We start from the raw sequence: 17,337 nt of genomic DNA on the forward strand, positions 1-17,337 counted from the left end.
GGACGTTATGCAGCCTGATCGTCACGGTGATAGACCGCGCGCCAGACCTTGTTTCGCAGTGTGATGAATTCCGGTGACAACCGGACCTCGTCGTTTCGCGGGAACGGCAGATCAACCTCGATGATTTCCTGCAAACGCCCCGGATTGGCGGCCAGAACGATCACGCGATGCGCGATATAGACCGCCTCGTCGACATCATGGGTAATGAACATCACCGTGCGTTTGTCCCTGGACCATGTATCCAGCAGCTGGTTCTGCAATTTCACCCGTGTCAGCGCATCAAGTGCCCCGAAGGGTTCGTCCATCAGCAGCACGCTCGGGTTCACTGCATAGGCCCGGGCAATGGCGCATCTTTGCTTCATCCCCCCCGACAGGGTTTTCGGATAGGCATCGGCAAATGCCTTCAGCCCCACCAGATCAAGATAATGGAGCGCGCGCGTTTCGCGGTCCTTCTTGCCGACCCCCTGGATCCTGAGCCCGAATTCGACATTCTCGCGGACGGTCAGCCACGGAAACAGGGCGTACTGCTGAAAGATGACACCCCGTTCCGGCCCCGGACCATTCACCAGCTTTCCATCCACCCGACACTCACCCGAGCTGACATCCGTCAGCCCCGCGACGATGTTCATCGCGGTGGATTTGCCACAGCCGGACGGGCCGACAACCGTCACGATTTCCCCGTCGCGGATCTGCAGGTCAAGGTTGTCGATGGCGGTGAACAGGCTGGCCCCTTCGCCAAAGGTTTTCCGAAGGTTGCGGAATTCGATTTTCGGTGCAGATGTCATAGCCTCAGACCCTTTCCTGCCAGTGTGTCAACCGATCCTCGGCCCAGACGACGATGCGGTCCATCACCAGCCCCAGAATGCCGATGGCGATCAGGCTGACAAAGATCGTCGGCAGTTCGTAATAAAGCTGTGCCTGCTGCATCCGGAACCCGAGCCCGGATTGGGCCGCGATCAGTTCCGCGGCCACCACCGTGGCCCAGGCAGAGCCAAGACCGATGCGGAAGCCGACAAGGATGAACGGCGTAGAGGCAGGGATCACCACCCGCGTGAATATGACGCCGTCCTTTGCCCCCAGCACCCGCGCGGCATTGATGTAGGTTTTATCGACGCTGACCACCCCCTGATAGGTCGAGACGACCGATGACAGGAATGCCGCAAGGAAGATCACGAAGATCTTCGGCTTTTCATCGATTCCGAGGGTGACAATGGCCAGCGGGATGATCGCAAGCGGCGGAATGACCCTGAAGAACTGGATCCACGGATCGATGAACCCGCGGGCAATCGGGTACCAGCCCATCAGGAACCCGACAGGAACCGCAAGAATGGACCCGAGAGCAAAGCCGATCAGCACGCGCCGCAGGGACGCATACATATCTGCAAAGAGTTGCCCGCTCAGGGCCAGTTCCGCGAACCTTTGCAGCACGGCGAAGGGGCTGGGCAATTCGGACATTCCGGATTTTGTGGCCCACCACCACAGCCCTATGCCCAGAATGAAAGAGATCGTGCCATAGATCAGCGGGCTCGATTTTCCGAGCTTGCGTTTCCAGGTGGTTGCTGTGGTGCCACTGACTGCCGTCATCGGATCGCTTCCCTGTCTGGTCTGGTATTTTCACGCCCGGCGCTTGTTGCGGGCGGGCTTGGCGAGGGCTGCCACCGGCCCCTGTTCGTAAAAGAATTTCTCGAATGCGATACTGGCCGCACCCTTCACCCCCACGGGTTCGGACAGGCCGGGTTTGCCGATCTGCAGGTTCCGGCGCAGGTGCGGCATCACCCTGTGCGGCAGATCGGCTTCGAGCGCCGCCACAAAGGCATCGGGTGCCTCGGTCAGCAGCCCGCCCAGAATGATCCGCTGGGGGGCCAGCAGTGTTATCGACGTGGAAAATGCCTGCAGGATGTATTCGTAGATTTTCGGCCATTCCGCAGAGGCCATCGCCGCCGCGAACATATCCGCAGGCGTTGTGGCCCCGGCGGGGGCCAGCGCCTTCAACCCGCGTTCGGAGAAGAAAACCTCCAGACAGCCCTCGCCACCGCAGATGCATCGCGGGCCGCCCGGTTCCACCGCAAGGTGGCCCAGCTCCACGGGGCCGCGGCGTCCGCCAGAACCGGGCTGGGCAAAGCCACCGCCTGTTCCCTTGTCCACCAGCACATACAGGATGCTGTCGGTCGGTCCGGTTCTGGTATAGATCGCCTCGGCCATGGCCATGGCGGTTGCGTTGTGTTCGACCGTTGCCGGCAGGCCAAGCGCTTCCTCGAAGGCATCGGCAAAGGCGATATCGTTCCAGCCGGAAATGACCGAACTTGTACTCCCCCTCTTTGCGCCATCGACCCCGCCCGGCAGGCCGATGCCCACGCCCACCAGTTTCGACATCGGCAGCCCGCTTGCCAGCACCGCCCGCCGGACCAACCCGATCGTGCGCTGAATGACATCATCCACGGGTGTATCCAGATCGAATTCGAAGCTCTGCATTTCCGTTAGCCCGAGGCCAAGATCGGACAGCGCCAGATTGACTTTTCCCGCGCCCATGTGAACCGCAACCGCCGCGCAGGCATCATTGCGCAATGCCACCCGGACCGGGGGGCGGCCCATGGTCTGGCTGTGGGGCCCGCTCAGATCCTCGATCAGGCCCGATTGCACCATGCGTGCCGTCAGTTTCGTGACACTCGCCGAGGATAACCCCGTGATGCGTGCCAGATCGGCGCGGGACATTGCCCCGCCGTCCCGCAACTGCATCAAGATCTCACCAGTGCCGCTTCGCATGGAATCCACCTTACTTTCCTTACCAAGTTAACTAAGTGGAAATATGCGTCAACACTTTAGTTTTTGCGTAAATTGCGCCCTGTATCGGCGCAGCTCGGCGGCAAAACCGGGCGGAATGCAAACACCCGTGCGATCTCTTCCTCGGCTGACAGCGCCGAAACCGGAGCCTGACCGCAGCGTGATCGTTTGCGTGATTTCCCCTTCGCCTCACGGCAAACAAGAATGGCATTGCCTCCCGGCAGAGGTGGCAGCAAAGTGCATCGCAGACAGGTGCGAGCATCGCGACGCGCCCCAGATGCAATCCGGTTTCTGCCCTCCCGCGCCTGCCCTCCGCCAATAAATAATTCCAATTGATTTATTTATTTTTGCCTTTAGCTTGGCCGCCAGTGGAGGAAGATCATATGGACGGAAGCGAAATTCGCACCCTTGGGGGGGGCGTCAATCACGTGGGTGCAAGGGCGCATAACGAACGGCTGATCCTGTCAACGATCCAGCGCCACGGCGAATTGCCGGGAATGGAAATTGCCAGGCTGACCAGACTGACCGCGCAAACAGTATCCAACATCCTGAAGAAGCTGGAGAATGACGGCCTTCTTCTGCGCGGAGAACCGAACCGTGGGCGCATCGGCAAACCCTCGGTGCCGATGGCCATAAACCCGGATGGTGCACTGTCGTTCGGGCTGAAGATCGGGCGCCGGTCGGCGGATCTGATGGTGATGAACATGCGCGGCGAGGTGCTGGCCGAAGAGCAGACCACCTACCGCTATCCGATGCCGGACGCGCTGTTTCGCTATCTCGGCGCAGGAATGGAACGCCTGTCGCGCGGGCTGAGCGATCTGCAGAAATCCCGGATCTGCGGCATCGGCATTGCTGCCCCCGCCGAAATCTGGAGCTGGACCGAGGCGCTGGACGCCCCCGCCAGCTTTTCGATCTGGCGCGAGACGGACATTCAGACCGAAGTGGCACGTATTACCGATCTGCCGCTGACGATCCAGAACGATGGCACCGCCGCCTGTCGTGCCGAACATCTGTTCGGACGCGGGCGAGAGTTCTCGGATTACGCCTATTTCTTCATTGGCTCTTTCGTCGGCGGCGGTGTCGCACTGGCGTCAAAGGTGGTCATGGGGGGTAAGGGAAACGCGGGCGCCTTCGGTTCCTTGCGCGTGCCGGGGCCTGACGGGGCCGAGGTGCAGCTTCTGGATGCGGCCTCTTTGTACCTGCTGGAAAACGCCATAATACGGGACGGTCTGGATGCCTCGGCGCTATGGACCCGCCCGCAGGACTGGAGCGCCTTCGAGGTGCAGCTGGGTCCGTGGATCGAAACCACGGCCCGCGCGCTGGCCCATGCCATCCGGTCCATCGGTGCGGTAATGGATTTCGAGGCCGTGCTGATCGGCGGGGCCATGCCCGAAGACATCCGGGCCCGCATCGTGGCCCGCACCACGGCAGCGCTGGCCCAGCTCGATACCCGCGGACTGATCCCGCCGCCCCCGCAGACAGCCCGCGTCGGCGCCAATGCGCGTACGCTGGGGGCCGCCTATGGCCCCGTATTTGATCGCTATTTCCTGCAATAAGCGTGTCAGAACCCAAGAATATGAGTGTATCCATGAACGAACGGCCCACATTTGTAGCGCGGGGCATGCGGCTTCCCTTCATACTTCTGGTCGCCTGCTTTACCGCCTGGGGCATTGCCGCAAATATGACCGACCCGCTGGTGCAGGTCTTCTCACGCATCTTTTCCATGAGCACCTTTCAGGCCTCGCTGGTGCAATTTGCCTATTACGGTGCCTATTTCCTGCTGGCGTTACCTGCCGCATTCATCAACCGCCACTACAGCTACAAGACCGGGCTGCTGACCGGTCTGGGGCTGGCAATATTCGGCGCGTTCCTGTTCTATCCGGCCAGTCAGGTAATGACCTACGGCTTTTTCCTGGCTGCGCTGTTCTGTCTTGCGGGCGGATTGTCGATCCTTGAAACCTCGGCGAACCCCTTCGTCATCTCCATGGGCCCCGAAGCCACGGCCACCCGCCGGCTGAACCTCGCACAGGCCTTCAACCCAGTGGGCACCAATATCGGCGTGCTGCTTTCGGCCACATGGATACTCCCGAACCTCAATCCCGCAACCGATGCCGAACGGGCCGCCATGCCCACGGCCCAGCTGGAGGCGATCCGGCAATCGGAGCTTTCCGCCGTCATGGGCCCCTATGTGGGGCTGGCGTTCGTGCTGCTGGCGATCTGGGTGGTCATCGCCTTCAAACGCATGCCAAGGCAGGCCGAACGGCATCAGGATACGGTCGGTCGCGGCTTTGGCGATGCGCTCGGGAGGCTTGTCCGCAACCGGCACTATGCGTTCGGCGTCATTGCCCAGTTCTTCAATGTCGCAGCACAGACCTGCACCTGGACGTTCACCATCCAATATGTGATCGGCGCGATCGGCGGCACCGAGGCGCAGGCGGGCTGGTACTTGCAGGCCAGCCTCATCCTGTTTCTGGTGGCACGGTTTGTAATGGTCGGCCTGATGACATTGATCCGTCCGTCGCGGCTGCTGTGTGCGATGGCGGCGCTTGGCGTGGCGCTTTGCCTGTTCGCCGCCAGCGTGCCCACCCTTGCGGGGATCTGGGCGGTTCTGGCGCTATCGGCCTGCCTGTCGCTGATGTTCCCCACAATCTATGGCATCGCGCTGCAGGGATTGGGCGATGACACCAAATTCGGGGCAGCCGGACTGGTCATGGCCATCGCGGGCGGCGCTGTCATGCCCATGGTTCAGGGGGCGGTACTGGACCAGTTCGGGGCCGCGCTTTCGTTCCTTGTACCCGCTGCCTGCTTCGGCGTTGTTGTTGCCTACGGGATATTCGACCTCTCGTCCGAGCGTCGGCGGCACCACGGCCATTGATCCGGACGGTTGCCGCCCTGCAGCATCGCCAGTCATAACATCCACAAAGCGCCCGGTCCAACTCCGGGTGCTTTTGTCATTATACTTTATGAAAATCCGGCATGCAGCATGTGTTTGCATGTCCGTAGCTTCTTGCCTCGATCATCCACCGCCAAAAATTGGCATTTGAATCCCATGAAACATGATCTAGGTTATTATTTTATCCAAACACTTTATTAACACGCCCATTTCGAACCCCGCCAGCACTTCAATTACCGCCCCGCACGCTAGGGATCAGCGCGACCACCGAACCGCATGGTCCCGCGCTGACAGGACCCGAGATAGACAGAGTCAGGATCGCATAATGCCAGCCACACTCTCTTTGACACGCCGCAGCTTTCTGGGCACCTCGGCCATCGGGATGTTCCTTGCCGCGCTTCCACGACAGATGCGCGCCGAAGATGCAGGGCAGTTGGCCGGGTTCATGACACTTTCATCCTTTGTGACCGGCCATCAGGCGCTGGCCCCCCGCACCGGCCAAGGGCTGTGGAACGGGCTTTGCACTGCACACCCCAACTTCGCGCAACAGGCAGGGGCATTGGCAAACCGTATCGCCAGCGATCGCCTTGCCGATGTGGAGGCACTTGCGGATGCGCTGCAAGGGGATGCGCTGCATGACACGCTGCTGGCCATTGTTGCGGCGTGGTATTCGGGCGTTACGGCGACGGGAAGCGATGCCATTGTCCATACCTTTGACAGGGCGCTGATGTATCAGCCCGCGCGTGATGCCGTGCCCATTCCCACTTATGCGCTGAACGGCCCGAACTGGTGGACGGTTGCGCCGCCTGCCCTGTCCGACATGCCCGCGCTCTGAAGGCCCCCATGACCCACCCACCGATCCTCCGCATGGTATCCGCCCTGTCAGCCTTTGGCGCGCTGGCAATGCCGCTGGCCGCAGAAACCCCCGATACGGGCAGCGGGGCCTATATTGCCACCGCAGCCGATTGCGCCGCTTGCCACACCGCCAAAGGGGGGGCGCCTTTTGCGGGAGGCTATGCCATCAACTCGCCCATGGGGGTCATCACGTCCTCCAATATCACGCCCTCCAAGGATTTCGGGATCGGGAACTACACGCTTGCAGAGTTCTCGGATGCCTTGCGCAAGGGAATCCGCAGCGACGGGGCGCATCTTTATCCGGCAATGCCCTATCCCGCCTATGCCAATATGGGCGATGATGACATCGCCGCGCTTTATGACTATTTCATGCATGATGTGGCCCCGGTAGAGGCGGCGGCCCCTGAAACCTCCCTCCCCTTTCCGTTTTCCCAACGGTGGGCCATGATCGGCTGGAATGCCCTGTTTGCGGGCGGTGATCCCCTGGAGCCTGACCCCGCGCAATCGGCGGAATGGAACCGCGGGCGCTATCTGGCGAACGGGCCGGCCCATTGCGGCACCTGCCACACGCCGCGCAATTTTCTGATGGGATCGAAAACATCCGATCTGATGGCGGGCGGAATGGTGGGGGCATGGTATGCCCCCAATCTGACGCCGGGGCGGGGCGGGCTGCGGAATTGGTCCGACGCCGATCTGAAAAGCTACCTCGGGACAGGCGTTGCCAGCCACGCCCGCGCCTCCGGGCCAATGGCCGAAGCGGTGGAATACAGCCTGCAACACCTTGTGGATGATGACATTGATGCCATCGTCACCTATCTGCGCAGCCTGCCCGCCCGCGACAGCGACACGCCCGCGGCGCCCGCAGCCACCGCCGCGGATACAGTCTTTGCGCCATGGGCCCGTGCGGATGATCGCGCGAACCACAGGCTGCCTGCCGATGCCGGCGGGGCCGAACTCTACGAATCCGCCTGTGCGTCCTGCCACGGCTTGACGGGTGAGGGTTCTGCCGACGGTACCTATCCGGCCCTGCAGGGCAACCTGACGCTGGATAACGGCCAAGGCGCCAACCTGCTCTCGACCATTCTGCATGGCGTGACCCGCGAGGTGGATGGAAAGCACACCCTGATGCCGGGCTTCGGACCGGACAGCCAGGTGCAGAAGCTGGACGATACCCAGATTGCCGCGCTTGCGAATTATACCGGGCAGGCCTTTGGCAAGGCCGATGGGTCCATCACCGCCGAAGATGTTGAAACCGCCCGCACCGGTGGTCCCGTCGCCCCGCTTGTCCGGCTGGCGGCCCCGCACATCATGATTGCCGCCGCGCTTGCAGTGCTGCTGGTGCTGGCCCTTTTGGCCCTCTGGCTGATCCGCCGCCGGGCCCGCTGATCCATGCGGCGGGCTTTTCGCCTCGCCCCGAATTCCGCGCTGCCTGCCAGGTGGCGCAACGCCGAAAGGAAACCCCATGTCTGACACCCTCAGCGCCGACGTCGTAATTGCAGGGGCCGGTATCTGCGGCGGCCTTCTTGCGCTGGATCTGACCCGCGCGGGCCTTTCTGTCATCGTGCTGGACGCCGGCCCGCGCTATGACCGTGACCAGATCGTGCAGAACTGGCGGTACATGCCGCCCGCCAATAAGGCGGGGTTCGATTACGCCACCCCCTACCCGAGTGTGCCATGGGCACCGCATACCAACTTCTTTCCCGATAACGGATACCTCAAAACCACCGGCCCGGATGCTGCAGCCTACAAGCAGGGCATCATCAAGGGCGTGGGCGGCACGACTTGGCACTGGGCGGCATCGTCGTGGCGCTATCTGCCATCCGATTTCGAACTTCGGCGCCGCTATGGCGTGGGCCGCGATTTCGCGCTCGGGTATGACGACATCGAACCCTATTACTATCAGGCCGAGGTAGAGATGGGGATCATGGGCCCCAACGGGCAGACGATTACCCCTTCGGCCCCGCGCGCGCAGCCATGGCCCATGACGTCTATGCCCTATGGCTACGGAGACCGGCGCTTTACCGAGGTTGTGGCCCCCTTGGGCTATGACAACACCCCCGTACCGCAGGGCCGCAATTCCCGGCCCTATGACGGACGCCCGCAATGCTGCGGCAACAACAACTGCATGCCCATCTGCCCGATCGGGGCGATGTACAACGGCATCCAGTCCGTCGAAAAGGCCGAGGCGCTTGGCGCGAAGGTCATCCCCAATTCTGTCGTCTACCGCATCGATACCGACGCGCAGAACAACATCACCGCCTTTCATTTCTATGATCCTGACAAGAACAGCACCCGGATCACCGCCAGGCGGTTCGTGATTGCCGCGAACGGGATCGAGACGCCAAAGCTGCTGCTGCTGGCGGCAAACGACCGGAACCCGAACGGCATCGCCAATTCCTCAGATCAGGTGGGCCGCAACATGATGGACCACCCCGGCATCTCAATGTCCTTTGTGGCGGCCGAACCGGTCTGGGCAGGTCAGGGATCGGTCCAGATGTCGTCGATCACCAACTTTCGCGACGGAGATTGGCGCGGCGAGCATTCTGCCATCCAGATCGGATACAACAATACCGCGCAGACCTCCAAGGCGGGAATGAAGGCACTGGCCACCGGCAAGGTGGGCCGCGCGCTTGACGAGGAAATCCGCCGCCGTGCCGCCTGCGGGGTGGACATCTATGTGAACCACGAAACGCTGGCCGATCCGGAGAACCGCCTGACGTTGTCAAAGGACCGCAGGGATAGCCTTGGCCTGCCGATGCCCGATGTCCATTACGATGTGGGGGATTACGTACGCCGCGCGGCTGTCACCTCCCGGCAGCATCTGCACAGGATTGCCGAAGCCTTTGGCGCGACCGAGATCGAGATGTCGGACCACTTTACCCCCAACAACCACATCTGCGGCGGCACGATCATGGGGCATGACCCTGATGACAGCGTCGTCGACAGCTGGTGCCGCAGCCACGATCACCAGAACCTTTTTCTGGCGACAGGTGGCGCGATGGCCGCGGCAGGTACGGTAAATGCCACGCTGACCATGGCGGCCCTGTCGCTGCGGGCGGCCCATGCGATCCGTGAGGATCTGCGGACAGGCTGATTGCCCTGTCATCGGCACGGGACGGATCGTCGAGGCCACCCGGCGGCCACCCGCGTATGCGTATCCTTCATATCATTGTAATTATTATATTTTTTGGAACATTCCGGGCTTCGCATGGTTGGAACATAAGCTGACACAGCGCACCACCTCAATCGAAGGAGGATCACCCATGACACGCTTGATGACCGCCCGCGCCGTCCCGCTGAAGGGGCAGGAAGCGCGCCTGAAATCCCTTGTCCATGACCTTGCGCGCGATGTGCGCACCGAGGCGGGAAATCTGCGGTTCGAGGCGACGCAGGACGAAAACGGGGCCGTCGTGATGATCGAGGAATATCGTGACGATGCCGCCTTTGACACGCATCTGGCGCAGCCCCATACCAAGGCGTTCAATGCGGCCCTTGCGCAGACCGTGGAAAACGGCAAATCCGAGGTAACCGAGCTTTCGTATTTCGCCAGGGAGGATGCCGCCCGTCCCGATATCCGCGGCACTGATCACATCGGCCTGACCGTACCGGATATGGAATCCGCCACCCGGTTCTTTGCCGATGCCTTCGGTGCCGTCACCCTGTATGACGTGCAGCCCCCGGATGCACCGCCCATGGCAGGCAAGGATCCCGAGGCGCAGTTGGGCCTGACCAGCGGCACCAAGATCACCCATATGCGGCTGATGCGCCTCGGCAACGGCCCGTGTATCGAGATGTTCTGCATTACCGACGGCCAAAGCCGCGCGCCCCTGCGCCTGCAGGATCAGGGGCTGACGCATATCGGAATATATGTGGACGATATCGACACCGCATCCGCCCGCTTTGCCCGCGCCGGGGGCACGCTGATGGAGGGGCCGCACCCGCTGTCGGGCGTGGAGGATGGCAAGGGCAATGCAGGCATCTACGGCACGACACCATGGGGCCTGCTGATCGAACTTCTGACCTATCCCTCGGGCAATACCGCAAACCCGCCGTTGCCCCGATGGACCCCCCATCCCTGACAGCCTGCCATTTAACAGGAGAGATCCATGCTCAAGATGACAATGTTCCTCAAACGCCTGCCGGGGCTAAGCCGGGAGGAGTTCGTCGCCCATCATATCCATCGGCACGGCCCCCTTTTCCGCTCTATTCCCGAGGCGGAGACCCATGTTCTGCGCTATACCCAGACCCATCCGGTGACACCGCCCGAAGGCACGATCACCCTTGCCGACTTTGATGGCACCGCCGAAATCTGGTTTGACAGCCCCGAGGGGATGCAGGCCGTTCTGACCTCGGACACCTACCGCAAGGATGTGTTTCCCGACGAGGAGACCTTTCTCGATCATGAGAACACACTGATCCTGCTTGGGGATCAGGTGGAAATCATCGCCTGATCCGGGTGCCGATGGCAGTGCGGGCCCGCACCCGCCCCATCGGCATTCAGGACTGCCAAGGCTGCAGGCCACCCCGCGCAGAATTAACCATCCCGTTTGCCGCCAATCCGGCGGCAATTTCGCCTGTCGCACCCGGGGATGATTATTTGTGTGTTTTACTATCGTTATTTGTTACTTTATGCAATATACCGTACACAAAGCACACATATAGCCCCGCGGAGCGAGAATGCGCGTAAAGATCCTGCCGAACAAGCATCAGGCCGTCGCTGCAACCGTTGACCTATTGACCGACCGGATCGCGCGGCAGCCTGATGCGGTGTTGGGGCTTGCGACCGGCGGAACGATGGAGGGCGTGTATCGCGGGTTGATCGCGGCATATGAATCCGGTGCTGTCACGTTTCGTCAGGCGTCCAGCTTCAATCTGGATGAATACGTCGGGTTGGGTCCGGATCACCCGCAATCCTATCATCATTACATGGCAGACCGTTTTTTCCGGCATGTCGATTTTCCGGCCGCCGCAAACCACCTGCCGCAGGGCGACCATTCCGACCCCGATGCTGCGGCCAAGGCCTATGAGGCGCTGATCGCGCAACGTGCCCCGATCGATCTGCAGCTTTTGGGGCTGGGGCAGAACGGGCATATCGGGTTCAACGAACCGGGCAGCCCGCTGGAATCCCGCAGCAGGGTCACATCCCTTGCCGCCTCTACCATCGAGGCGAACAGCCGCTTCTTTGGCGCCGGAGAAACGCAGCCCCGGTCGGCCATCACCATGGGCATCGGCACGATATGCGACGCCCGCCGGATCGTGCTGCTGGCGACGGGCAACGACAAGGCGGCGGCGGCCGCAGCCATGATCGAGGGCCCCGTTACCACTGCCTGTCCGGCCAGCGCGCTGCAAACCCATCCCGATACCACCATCGTGCTGGATGCGGCGGCAGCGGCCCTGCTGTCACCCAAGGTCGGGGCATGAATATAGCAGGGGTAACGCTACGACATGCTGTCAGCCCCCTGCGCAGAGAACACGTTGAACAGCAACTGTCATTCGCTTAAGTAAACCGAAACCGGAGGTACAGGTTATGGCAGACGACGCGCGGGCCTCGAATAACATATTCTACATCGTTCGCGCCAGTTTACCTGCGCTTTCACCCAAGATGAAAGCGATCGCGACCTATGCCCTTGAACAGCCGCAGGATTTCATCCGGCGGACCAGCAAGGATCTCTGCGCGGTTCTTGAAACGTCCGAGCCGACATTGATCCGGTTCTGCAAGAAATACGGGCGTTCCGGCCTGTCGGAATTCCGCATCGATCTGGCCCTGTCCCTGATGGCACAGAATGGCGACGAGGCCCCCACAGCCATCGAGCCGCGCGCCTCCGATCGCCGCAAGATGAACACGAGCCGCAAGACCGCCATCGCCAAGGCCGCGATAGAGCTGGTTCGGGATGACAATGCCATCCTGCTGGACAACGGATCAACCGCCGAGAGCTTTGCGCGGGAACTGGGCGCATTGCCCCCGCTGACGGTGATGACCAGCGGGATCACCGTTGCCCAGGCGGCCCTGCTGCATGAGAAACACAATGTCATCGTGACGGGCGGCACCGTGCGCGGCGCCTCCATGTGCATGACCGGCTGGATGGTCCGCGAGGCGCTGCGCGGCATGCAGTTCGATACCTTCATCATGGGGGCCGACAGCATTTCCATCGAGCGCGGGATCACCACGTTCATGGAGGATGAGGCCGAGAACACCCGCATCATGATGAACGCCGCACGGCGCATCATCGTGCTGGCGGATGGCACGAAATTCACCAAACCCTCGTTGCACCGCATTTGCGATATCTCGGCCGTCAGCCTGATCGTGACGGATCTGTCGGCCGATGCGCAAATCGTTCAGGAACTGCGGGATGCGGGCGCCAATCTGCAATTGATCTGACGCCCGCAGATCATATTGCCCTGCGCACCCATTGGTCATCCAGCGCCACGCACAGATCCAGCGGTGTTCCCGGCATCAGCGCCAAGGGTTCCAGTCCGATGACCCCGTTCGGAATGTCGGTGCACATGTCGATTGCCCGTGCAGCGGGCAGGCCCACATGCACGACCAGATTGCGCAGGCATTCCAGAAGGGTGATATGCGCCCCCGCCAAAGAGCCGGAGGCATTGACCAGCATGCCGTCGCGCACGTCGATGCGTTCACCATAAAGCGTGAAATGATCGGGGCCGTTGATCGTGGCCATGGCGTCCGATACGGCAAACATGCGGCGCGGGTCCGGGCGGGCATTGCAGGCAATCGCGATCATGTCCCAATAGACGTGATATCCATCGGCGATGATGCCCGCATGGCAATCCGAATTGATCGCCGCCGCAATGACCCCCGGATCGCGGGACTGCATCTGCGGCATCGCGTTATAAAGGTGGGTAAAGCAGGACAGGCCCGCAGCAATCGCATCCTTTGCCTCATCCGCGGTGGCAGCCGTATGGCCGGCAGATACGATGACGCCCATCGCGGCAAGTTGCCGGATGGGGTCCGGCCCGGTCATCTCGGGGGCCAGTGTCACCTTGACCGGCATGCCGGCGGCCCGCAAAGGTGCCAGCATATCGGGCAATTCCGCATCGAACGGTCGCATGTAGGCCGGATCATGCGTGCCCTTGCGCCGGGGGTTCAGGTACGGCCCTTCCAGATGCAGGCCTGCAAACCCCTCTACCCGCGAAGGGCCGGACCATGCCCGAAGCGCTGCCTGCGTGGCCTGACGCATCGTTTCCAGATCGGTGGTGATCAATGTCGGCATCACACGGCCCGTCCCGACCGCACGCTGCGCGGCAACAATTGCGGCAATCCCCTCAACCGTAGGGGCGCTGTTCAGCATCACCCCACCCGAGCCGTTGACCTGCAGGTCCGTACAGGCCGGGATCAGCACGGCGGGGTTTCCGCTGGCAGGCCGCTCGGATGCGGTGCAGGGGCGGATGCGGGTGATGGTGGCACCGTCATGTTCGACAGCCATATCGGGGCACAACCGCCCCCCAAGCCAGATTGCGTCGGGATAGATTACCATCACGTCCTCAGCTCCAGATAGGGCAGCAGGGCCGCCTCGATATAGGCCGCAATGACCGCCTTTGAAAGCGGCAGGCCCGTGGCCATCAGTGCGGATACACGCCCCTGCGCTGCGGGGCGGATATATTGCGCCATCAGCGTTTCCACCGCCAGGGTGCCATCGATCCGCGCGCATAGGGCCGCCACGGCCTCTTTCGCCTCGGGGCGGGTCCAGTAGTAGCGGATGCGGTCGGCATATCCGAAATGCCGCAACAGACGCTGCTCGGCCGGGGTGCCGTGATAATGGCCCTGCCAATAGCCCGGCGCGGTCGTCATCAGGTTTTCCATCAGATCGGCCAGATGCGGCGCGCCCGTCATCCAGCCATCGATATGCGACAGGGCGTATAGCGCCTCTCGGACGGCAAACGTCAGCGCGGGGCCAACCTTCAGCACCGCAAAATTGCGCAACGCCAAGGCCCCGAAAACTTCGGGCTGCTGATAATCGGTCGAATGCGCCTCGAACGCGATGCCGTCTACGCCCTGCAGGGCCTGCGACAGGACATCGGGCTGGCCCGGATCGAACGCATGGACATGGGCAGGCGCGAATTCCACCCCCGGCTGCACGACAAGCCAGCGCACACGCGACCAGGCCGCGTGCAACCCGCGCGCCTCGAACGCCCTGCGGGTAATATCCAGCGTTGTGGCGGCAGCGGCGGGACTGGTGGGGATGATCCCCTCCTCGTCATTACGCGCACCTCCGGGGGGCGGAACCTCGGTTCCGATGACATAGGAGATGGTACCGTCCCCTTCGGCTTCGGCAACTGCCGCAAGCTGCGCCGCACGGTCAGCGGCCAGATCATCACCGACCTGCCCCGGCTCTCCGGCGCATCCCTCCGAACAATCCAGATGGATCTTGGTGAACCCTGCGCGGACATAGGCGCGGATCATGTCCTCGGCCTTGGCCATGGCGCTTTCGGCCGGTTCGTTCCGCCACGCCTGCGGGCCAAGATGGTCACCGCCAAAGGCGATCAGGGCAGGATCACAGCCCACCCGATCCGCAATCCGCCGGACATCCGCAATGAAATCGGCAGGTGTCATGCCGGTATAGCCGCCGAACTGGTTCACCTGATTGGAGGTCGCCTCGATGATCAGACCCGCATTGCGGTCACGCGCCAGACGCAGGCTGGCCTCCAGAACATCGGGGTGGGCCGAACAGACCGAAACCCAGGCCTCGCCGGTTCCTGCGCGCGTCCGTGCAACGCCCTTTGCGAAATCAAGCATCAGATATCCTTTTGCATTTTCCTGCGGGCCACGGCCAATAGCGCCATGCCGCGCGCGCCGGAACTGTCGCCATGTTCGGCGATCCGCAGCTGCGGCAGCCGCAGCGCCCCGAAATCGGTAACGGCCAGCGCGGCCTGCAACCGTTCGACCAATCCGGGCATTCGTGAAACACCGCCCCCGATGACGATGCACTGCGGGGCCAACGTCAGTTGCAGGGTCAGCAGGCATTCCACCGCCAGCTCGGTCCAGACATCCAGCACCATGGCCATGCGGGCATCCCCCGCCGCGGCGCGGGAGACGACCTCTGGCCCGGCCACCGCGGTGCCCGTCAGCCATTCCGACAGGCGGCCAAGGCCCGAACCGGCCACATATCGCTCCATGCATCCCTTGCGGCCACAACCACAGGGGGATACCGGCAGTCCATGCCGTGCCAGAATGTCGGCGGGCATGCCGATATGCCCGATTTCCACGGCGATACCCCCGTGGCGCATCGGGATGCTGCCGGACAGGGCAAAACCTGCCCCGACGCCCGTGCCCATGATCAACCCCACAACCGAGGAATACCCCTCACCGGCGCCGCCATTCGCCTCGGACAGGGCCAGCGCCATGCAATCGTTTTCCAGCGGAAATTCGCGCCCGTATCGATGCGCCAGTGTCTGCCCCGGGTTTTCCCCCGTGATCGGCACATTCGCGGCAAAGGCGATGCCGCTTTCGGGATCGATGACCCCCGGCACACAGATCCCGACAGGCAGATCCGCCTGACCCGACTGTTCCAGCAGCCAATCGATCTGGGCGCAAAGCGCCTCCATCATGGCCGCATAGCTGGTGGTCGGCGTATCGATCCGTCGGGTCTGCAGGCTGTTCAGGCCTGCATCGAACAGACGGGCCTCGATCTTGGTGCCCCCCAGATCGATGGCCCCACTTGTGGCGGAAACCGTCATGCCTGCGCCGCATCCCATGGATAGAGCGTGACCCCGCTGACCACGCGCGACAGGGTGCCATGCCCCGCAAACGGGTTATCGATCTGCAGCCCTAGGGCATCGGACCACATCACCGACCAGACATGCGCCACCAGCACGAACAGCACGCCGTCCCACGCGGCATCCCCACAACCTTCAACCGTCACATCACACCCCCTTGCGCCAAAGGTCACAACCTCTGCCTCGGGGTATTGCTGCGCGATTTCGCGCGCCACATCCAGATCATACCGCGCGGTATGAGCGTCAGGATGCACCATCACGGCAAACCGCGCCGCAGGGGCCGCCGCCGCCTTGGGGCCATGCCGATACCCCAGCGTGCTGTCCCACTGCGTCAGGGTCTGCCCCGACGTCAGCTCCAGCACCTTCAGCGCGGATTCACGGGCAATGCCCTTCAGCGGGCCGGAGCCAAGGAAGATCGCCCGTTCGGGCCGCTGGATCATGCCATTGGCCGTCAGCCCGGCCAGTATTCCTTCGGCCCTATCTGCCAGCAATTCCAGACGCGATGGCAGATCCACCCCATGATCAAGCACGGCCAGCGCGCTCAGCAGCATGGTGGTAAAGCTGGCGGTCATGGCAAAGCCCGCATCATGCGTGTCATCCGGCAGCAGCAGAACCTGCGTTTCCCCCGATCCGGCGCTTTGCCGGGTGGCAAGGGCGCTCTCCGAATTGCAGGTGATGTGCAGGCGGGCCACATGCGGCGCAGAGCGATCCAGCAGGTCCAGCAGCCCGACCGTTTCCGAACTGTTGCCGGACCGGCCGAACTGGACAACCAGCACATCATCCGGGATCGGGAAATAATCCTGCGGGCAGGCAACGATGTCGGTCGTGGCCACACCGCGCAAGGTCAGATGCGGATGCGGACGGGCGCAGATTACATCCCCGATATAGGCCGAGCTGCCGGCACCGCAGAACCACACCTCACGGATGCCCCTTGCTGCAATCCAGTCCTGGATCTGTCGCGACCGCGTCTGAAGCTGGTCTGCCCATTCACGCCAGACGGCAGGTTGCATCTGGATTTCGCGCCAGGTGGCGCAATCTGCCGAATAGCTCATCACTTCTTCCTTCTACGTCTT

At 62.4% G+C, this 17,337-nt stretch carries 16 protein-coding genes; 9 read left to right on the plus strand and 7 right to left on the minus strand.

The genetic code is table 11. From position 1 onward, the window contains the following. Positions 1–5: 5 nt before the first annotated feature. From TR36_RS12120 to TR36_RS12130, 3 genes are read right to left on the minus strand one after another with little or no spacing between them, the layout of a single operon-like run. Complete coding sequence (locus TR36_RS12120) at positions 6–785, minus strand: ABC transporter ATP-binding protein (RefSeq protein WP_045393050.1); 780 nt, start codon at positions 783–785, stop codon at positions 6–8. Between the two features lie 4 nt (positions 786–789). Then, positions 790–1,584, minus strand: a complete 795-nt coding sequence (locus TR36_RS12125; protein WP_082714957.1) for an ABC transporter permease — start codon at positions 1,582–1,584, stop codon at positions 790–792. Between the two features lie 30 nt (positions 1,585–1,614). Then, positions 1,615–2,763, minus strand: coding sequence for an ROK family transcriptional regulator (locus TR36_RS12130; protein ID WP_062763400.1), 1,149 nt, complete (start codon positions 2,761–2,763; stop codon positions 1,615–1,617). 401 nt (positions 2,764–3,164) lie between these two features. Between TR36_RS12130 and TR36_RS12135 the strand changes: the two genes are divergently transcribed. The 9 genes from TR36_RS12135 to TR36_RS12175 all read left to right on the plus strand — a co-directional run bounded on the left by TR36_RS12135 (position 3,165) and on the right by TR36_RS12175 (position 12,908). Beyond that, positions 3,165–4,337: an ROK family transcriptional regulator gene (locus TR36_RS12135; RefSeq protein ID WP_062763349.1), complete on the plus strand. Its 1,173-nt coding sequence runs from the start codon at positions 3,165–3,167 to the stop codon at positions 4,335–4,337. 32 nt (positions 4,338–4,369) lie between these two features. After that, on the plus strand, positions 4,370–5,656 hold the full coding sequence (fucP, locus tag TR36_RS12140; RefSeq protein WP_045393046.1) for an L-fucose:H+ symporter permease: 1,287 nt from the start codon (positions 4,370–4,372) through the stop codon (positions 5,654–5,656). A 343-nt stretch (positions 5,657–5,999) separates the two neighbouring features. Then, the gene (locus tag TR36_RS12145; RefSeq protein WP_052362671.1) at positions 6,000–6,509 is read left to right on the plus strand and encodes a sugar dehydrogenase complex small subunit; all 510 of its coding nucleotides are present in this window, start codon (positions 6,000–6,002) and stop codon (positions 6,507–6,509) included. Between the two features lie 8 nt (positions 6,510–6,517). Beyond that, entirely contained in the window at positions 6,518–7,915 is a 1,398-nt protein-coding gene (locus TR36_RS12150) for a cytochrome c (RefSeq protein WP_062763351.1), read from the plus strand. 76 nt (positions 7,916–7,991) lie between these two features. Then, the gene (locus tag TR36_RS12155; protein WP_062763356.1) at positions 7,992–9,623 is read left to right on the plus strand and encodes a GMC family oxidoreductase; all 1,632 of its coding nucleotides are present in this window, start codon (positions 7,992–7,994) and stop codon (positions 9,621–9,623) included. Between the two features lie 169 nt (positions 9,624–9,792). Continuing rightward, a complete protein-coding gene (locus TR36_RS12160; protein WP_202814427.1) occupies positions 9,793–10,608 on the plus strand; it encodes a VOC family protein in 816 nt (271 codons plus the stop codon). A gap of 27 nt (positions 10,609–10,635) precedes the next feature. After that, positions 10,636–10,980 (plus strand): EthD domain-containing protein, encoded by a 345-nt coding sequence (locus TR36_RS12165; protein ID WP_045393038.1) that lies wholly within the window; start codon positions 10,636–10,638, stop codon positions 10,978–10,980. A gap of 226 nt (positions 10,981–11,206) precedes the next feature. Next, positions 11,207–11,950, plus strand: a complete 744-nt coding sequence (nagB, locus tag TR36_RS12170) for a glucosamine-6-phosphate deaminase (RefSeq protein ID WP_045393035.1) — start codon at positions 11,207–11,209, stop codon at positions 11,948–11,950. 106 nt (positions 11,951–12,056) lie between these two features. Next, positions 12,057–12,908: a hypothetical protein gene (locus tag TR36_RS12175; protein WP_045393032.1), complete on the plus strand. Its 852-nt coding sequence runs from the start codon at positions 12,057–12,059 to the stop codon at positions 12,906–12,908. A 10-nt stretch (positions 12,909–12,918) separates the two neighbouring features. Here TR36_RS12175 and TR36_RS12180 read toward each other — a convergent pair whose 3' ends face one another. Genes TR36_RS12180 through TR36_RS12195 form a run of 4 tightly spaced genes read right to left on the minus strand, consistent with a single transcriptional unit; the run spans position 12,919 to position 17,316 of the window. Continuing rightward, positions 12,919–14,025, minus strand: coding sequence for an N-acetylglucosamine-6-phosphate deacetylase (locus TR36_RS12180; protein WP_045393029.1), 1,107 nt, complete (start codon positions 14,023–14,025; stop codon positions 12,919–12,921). Beyond that, entirely contained in the window at positions 14,025–15,284 is a 1,260-nt protein-coding gene (locus TR36_RS12185; protein WP_062763358.1) for a class II D-tagatose-bisphosphate aldolase non-catalytic subunit, read from the minus strand. The genes TR36_RS12180 and TR36_RS12185 overlap by 1 nt, the downstream gene beginning before the upstream one ends. Beyond that, entirely contained in the window at positions 15,284–16,225 is a 942-nt protein-coding gene (locus TR36_RS12190; protein WP_045393224.1) for an ROK family protein, read from the minus strand. Before TR36_RS12190 ends, TR36_RS12185 begins: the two co-directional genes overlap by 1 nt. After that, positions 16,222–17,316 carry an SIS domain-containing protein gene (locus TR36_RS12195; protein WP_045393023.1) on the minus strand — a complete coding sequence of 365 codons (1,095 nt, stop codon included), beginning with the start codon at positions 17,314–17,316 and terminating at the stop codon, positions 16,222–16,224. Before TR36_RS12195 ends, TR36_RS12190 begins: the two co-directional genes overlap by 4 nt. Between the last annotated feature and the right edge of the window lie 21 nt (positions 17,317–17,337).

Source organism: Falsirhodobacter sp. alg1, assembly GCF_000739715.2.
Classification (GTDB): Bacteria; Pseudomonadota; Alphaproteobacteria; order Rhodobacterales; family Rhodobacteraceae; genus Falsirhodobacter.

What these genes read in the sequence shown, in the direction of transcription:
- TR36_RS12120 (WP_045393050.1), bottom strand. Translation starts at nt 785, where the DNA reads ATGACATCTGCACCGAAAATCGAATTCCGCAACCTTCGGAAAACCTTT.
- TR36_RS12125 (WP_082714957.1), bottom strand. Translation starts at nt 1,584, where the DNA reads ATGACGGCAGTCAGTGGCACCACAGCAACCACCTGGAAACGCAAGCTC.
- TR36_RS12130 (WP_062763400.1), bottom strand. Translation starts at nt 2,763, where the DNA reads ATGCGAAGCGGCACTGGTGAGATCTTGATGCAGTTGCGGGACGGCGGG.
- TR36_RS12135 (WP_062763349.1), top strand. Translation starts at nt 3,165, where the DNA reads ATGGACGGAAGCGAAATTCGCACCCTTGGGGGGGGCGTCAATCACGTG.
- fucP (WP_045393046.1), top strand. Translation starts at nt 4,370, where the DNA reads ATGAACGAACGGCCCACATTTGTAGCGCGGGGCATGCGGCTTCCCTTC.
- TR36_RS12145 (WP_052362671.1), top strand. Translation starts at nt 6,000, where the DNA reads ATGCCAGCCACACTCTCTTTGACACGCCGCAGCTTTCTGGGCACCTCG.
- TR36_RS12150 (WP_062763351.1), top strand. Translation starts at nt 6,518, where the DNA reads ATGACCCACCCACCGATCCTCCGCATGGTATCCGCCCTGTCAGCCTTT.
- TR36_RS12155 (WP_062763356.1), top strand. Translation starts at nt 7,992, where the DNA reads ATGTCTGACACCCTCAGCGCCGACGTCGTAATTGCAGGGGCCGGTATC.
- TR36_RS12160 (WP_202814427.1), top strand. Translation starts at nt 9,793, where the DNA reads ATGACACGCTTGATGACCGCCCGCGCCGTCCCGCTGAAGGGGCAGGAA.
- TR36_RS12165 (WP_045393038.1), top strand. Translation starts at nt 10,636, where the DNA reads ATGCTCAAGATGACAATGTTCCTCAAACGCCTGCCGGGGCTAAGCCGG.
- nagB (WP_045393035.1), top strand. Translation starts at nt 11,207, where the DNA reads ATGCGCGTAAAGATCCTGCCGAACAAGCATCAGGCCGTCGCTGCAACC.
- TR36_RS12175 (WP_045393032.1), top strand. Translation starts at nt 12,057, where the DNA reads ATGGCAGACGACGCGCGGGCCTCGAATAACATATTCTACATCGTTCGC.
- TR36_RS12180 (WP_045393029.1), bottom strand. Translation starts at nt 14,025, where the DNA reads ATGGTAATCTATCCCGACGCAATCTGGCTTGGGGGGCGGTTGTGCCCC.
- TR36_RS12185 (WP_062763358.1), bottom strand. Translation starts at nt 15,284, where the DNA reads ATGCTTGATTTCGCAAAGGGCGTTGCACGGACGCGCGCAGGAACCGGC.
- TR36_RS12190 (WP_045393224.1), bottom strand. Translation starts at nt 16,225, where the DNA reads ATGACGGTTTCCGCCACAAGTGGGGCCATCGATCTGGGGGGCACCAAG.
- TR36_RS12195 (WP_045393023.1), bottom strand. Translation starts at nt 17,316, where the DNA reads ATGAGCTATTCGGCAGATTGCGCCACCTGGCGCGAAATCCAGATGCAA.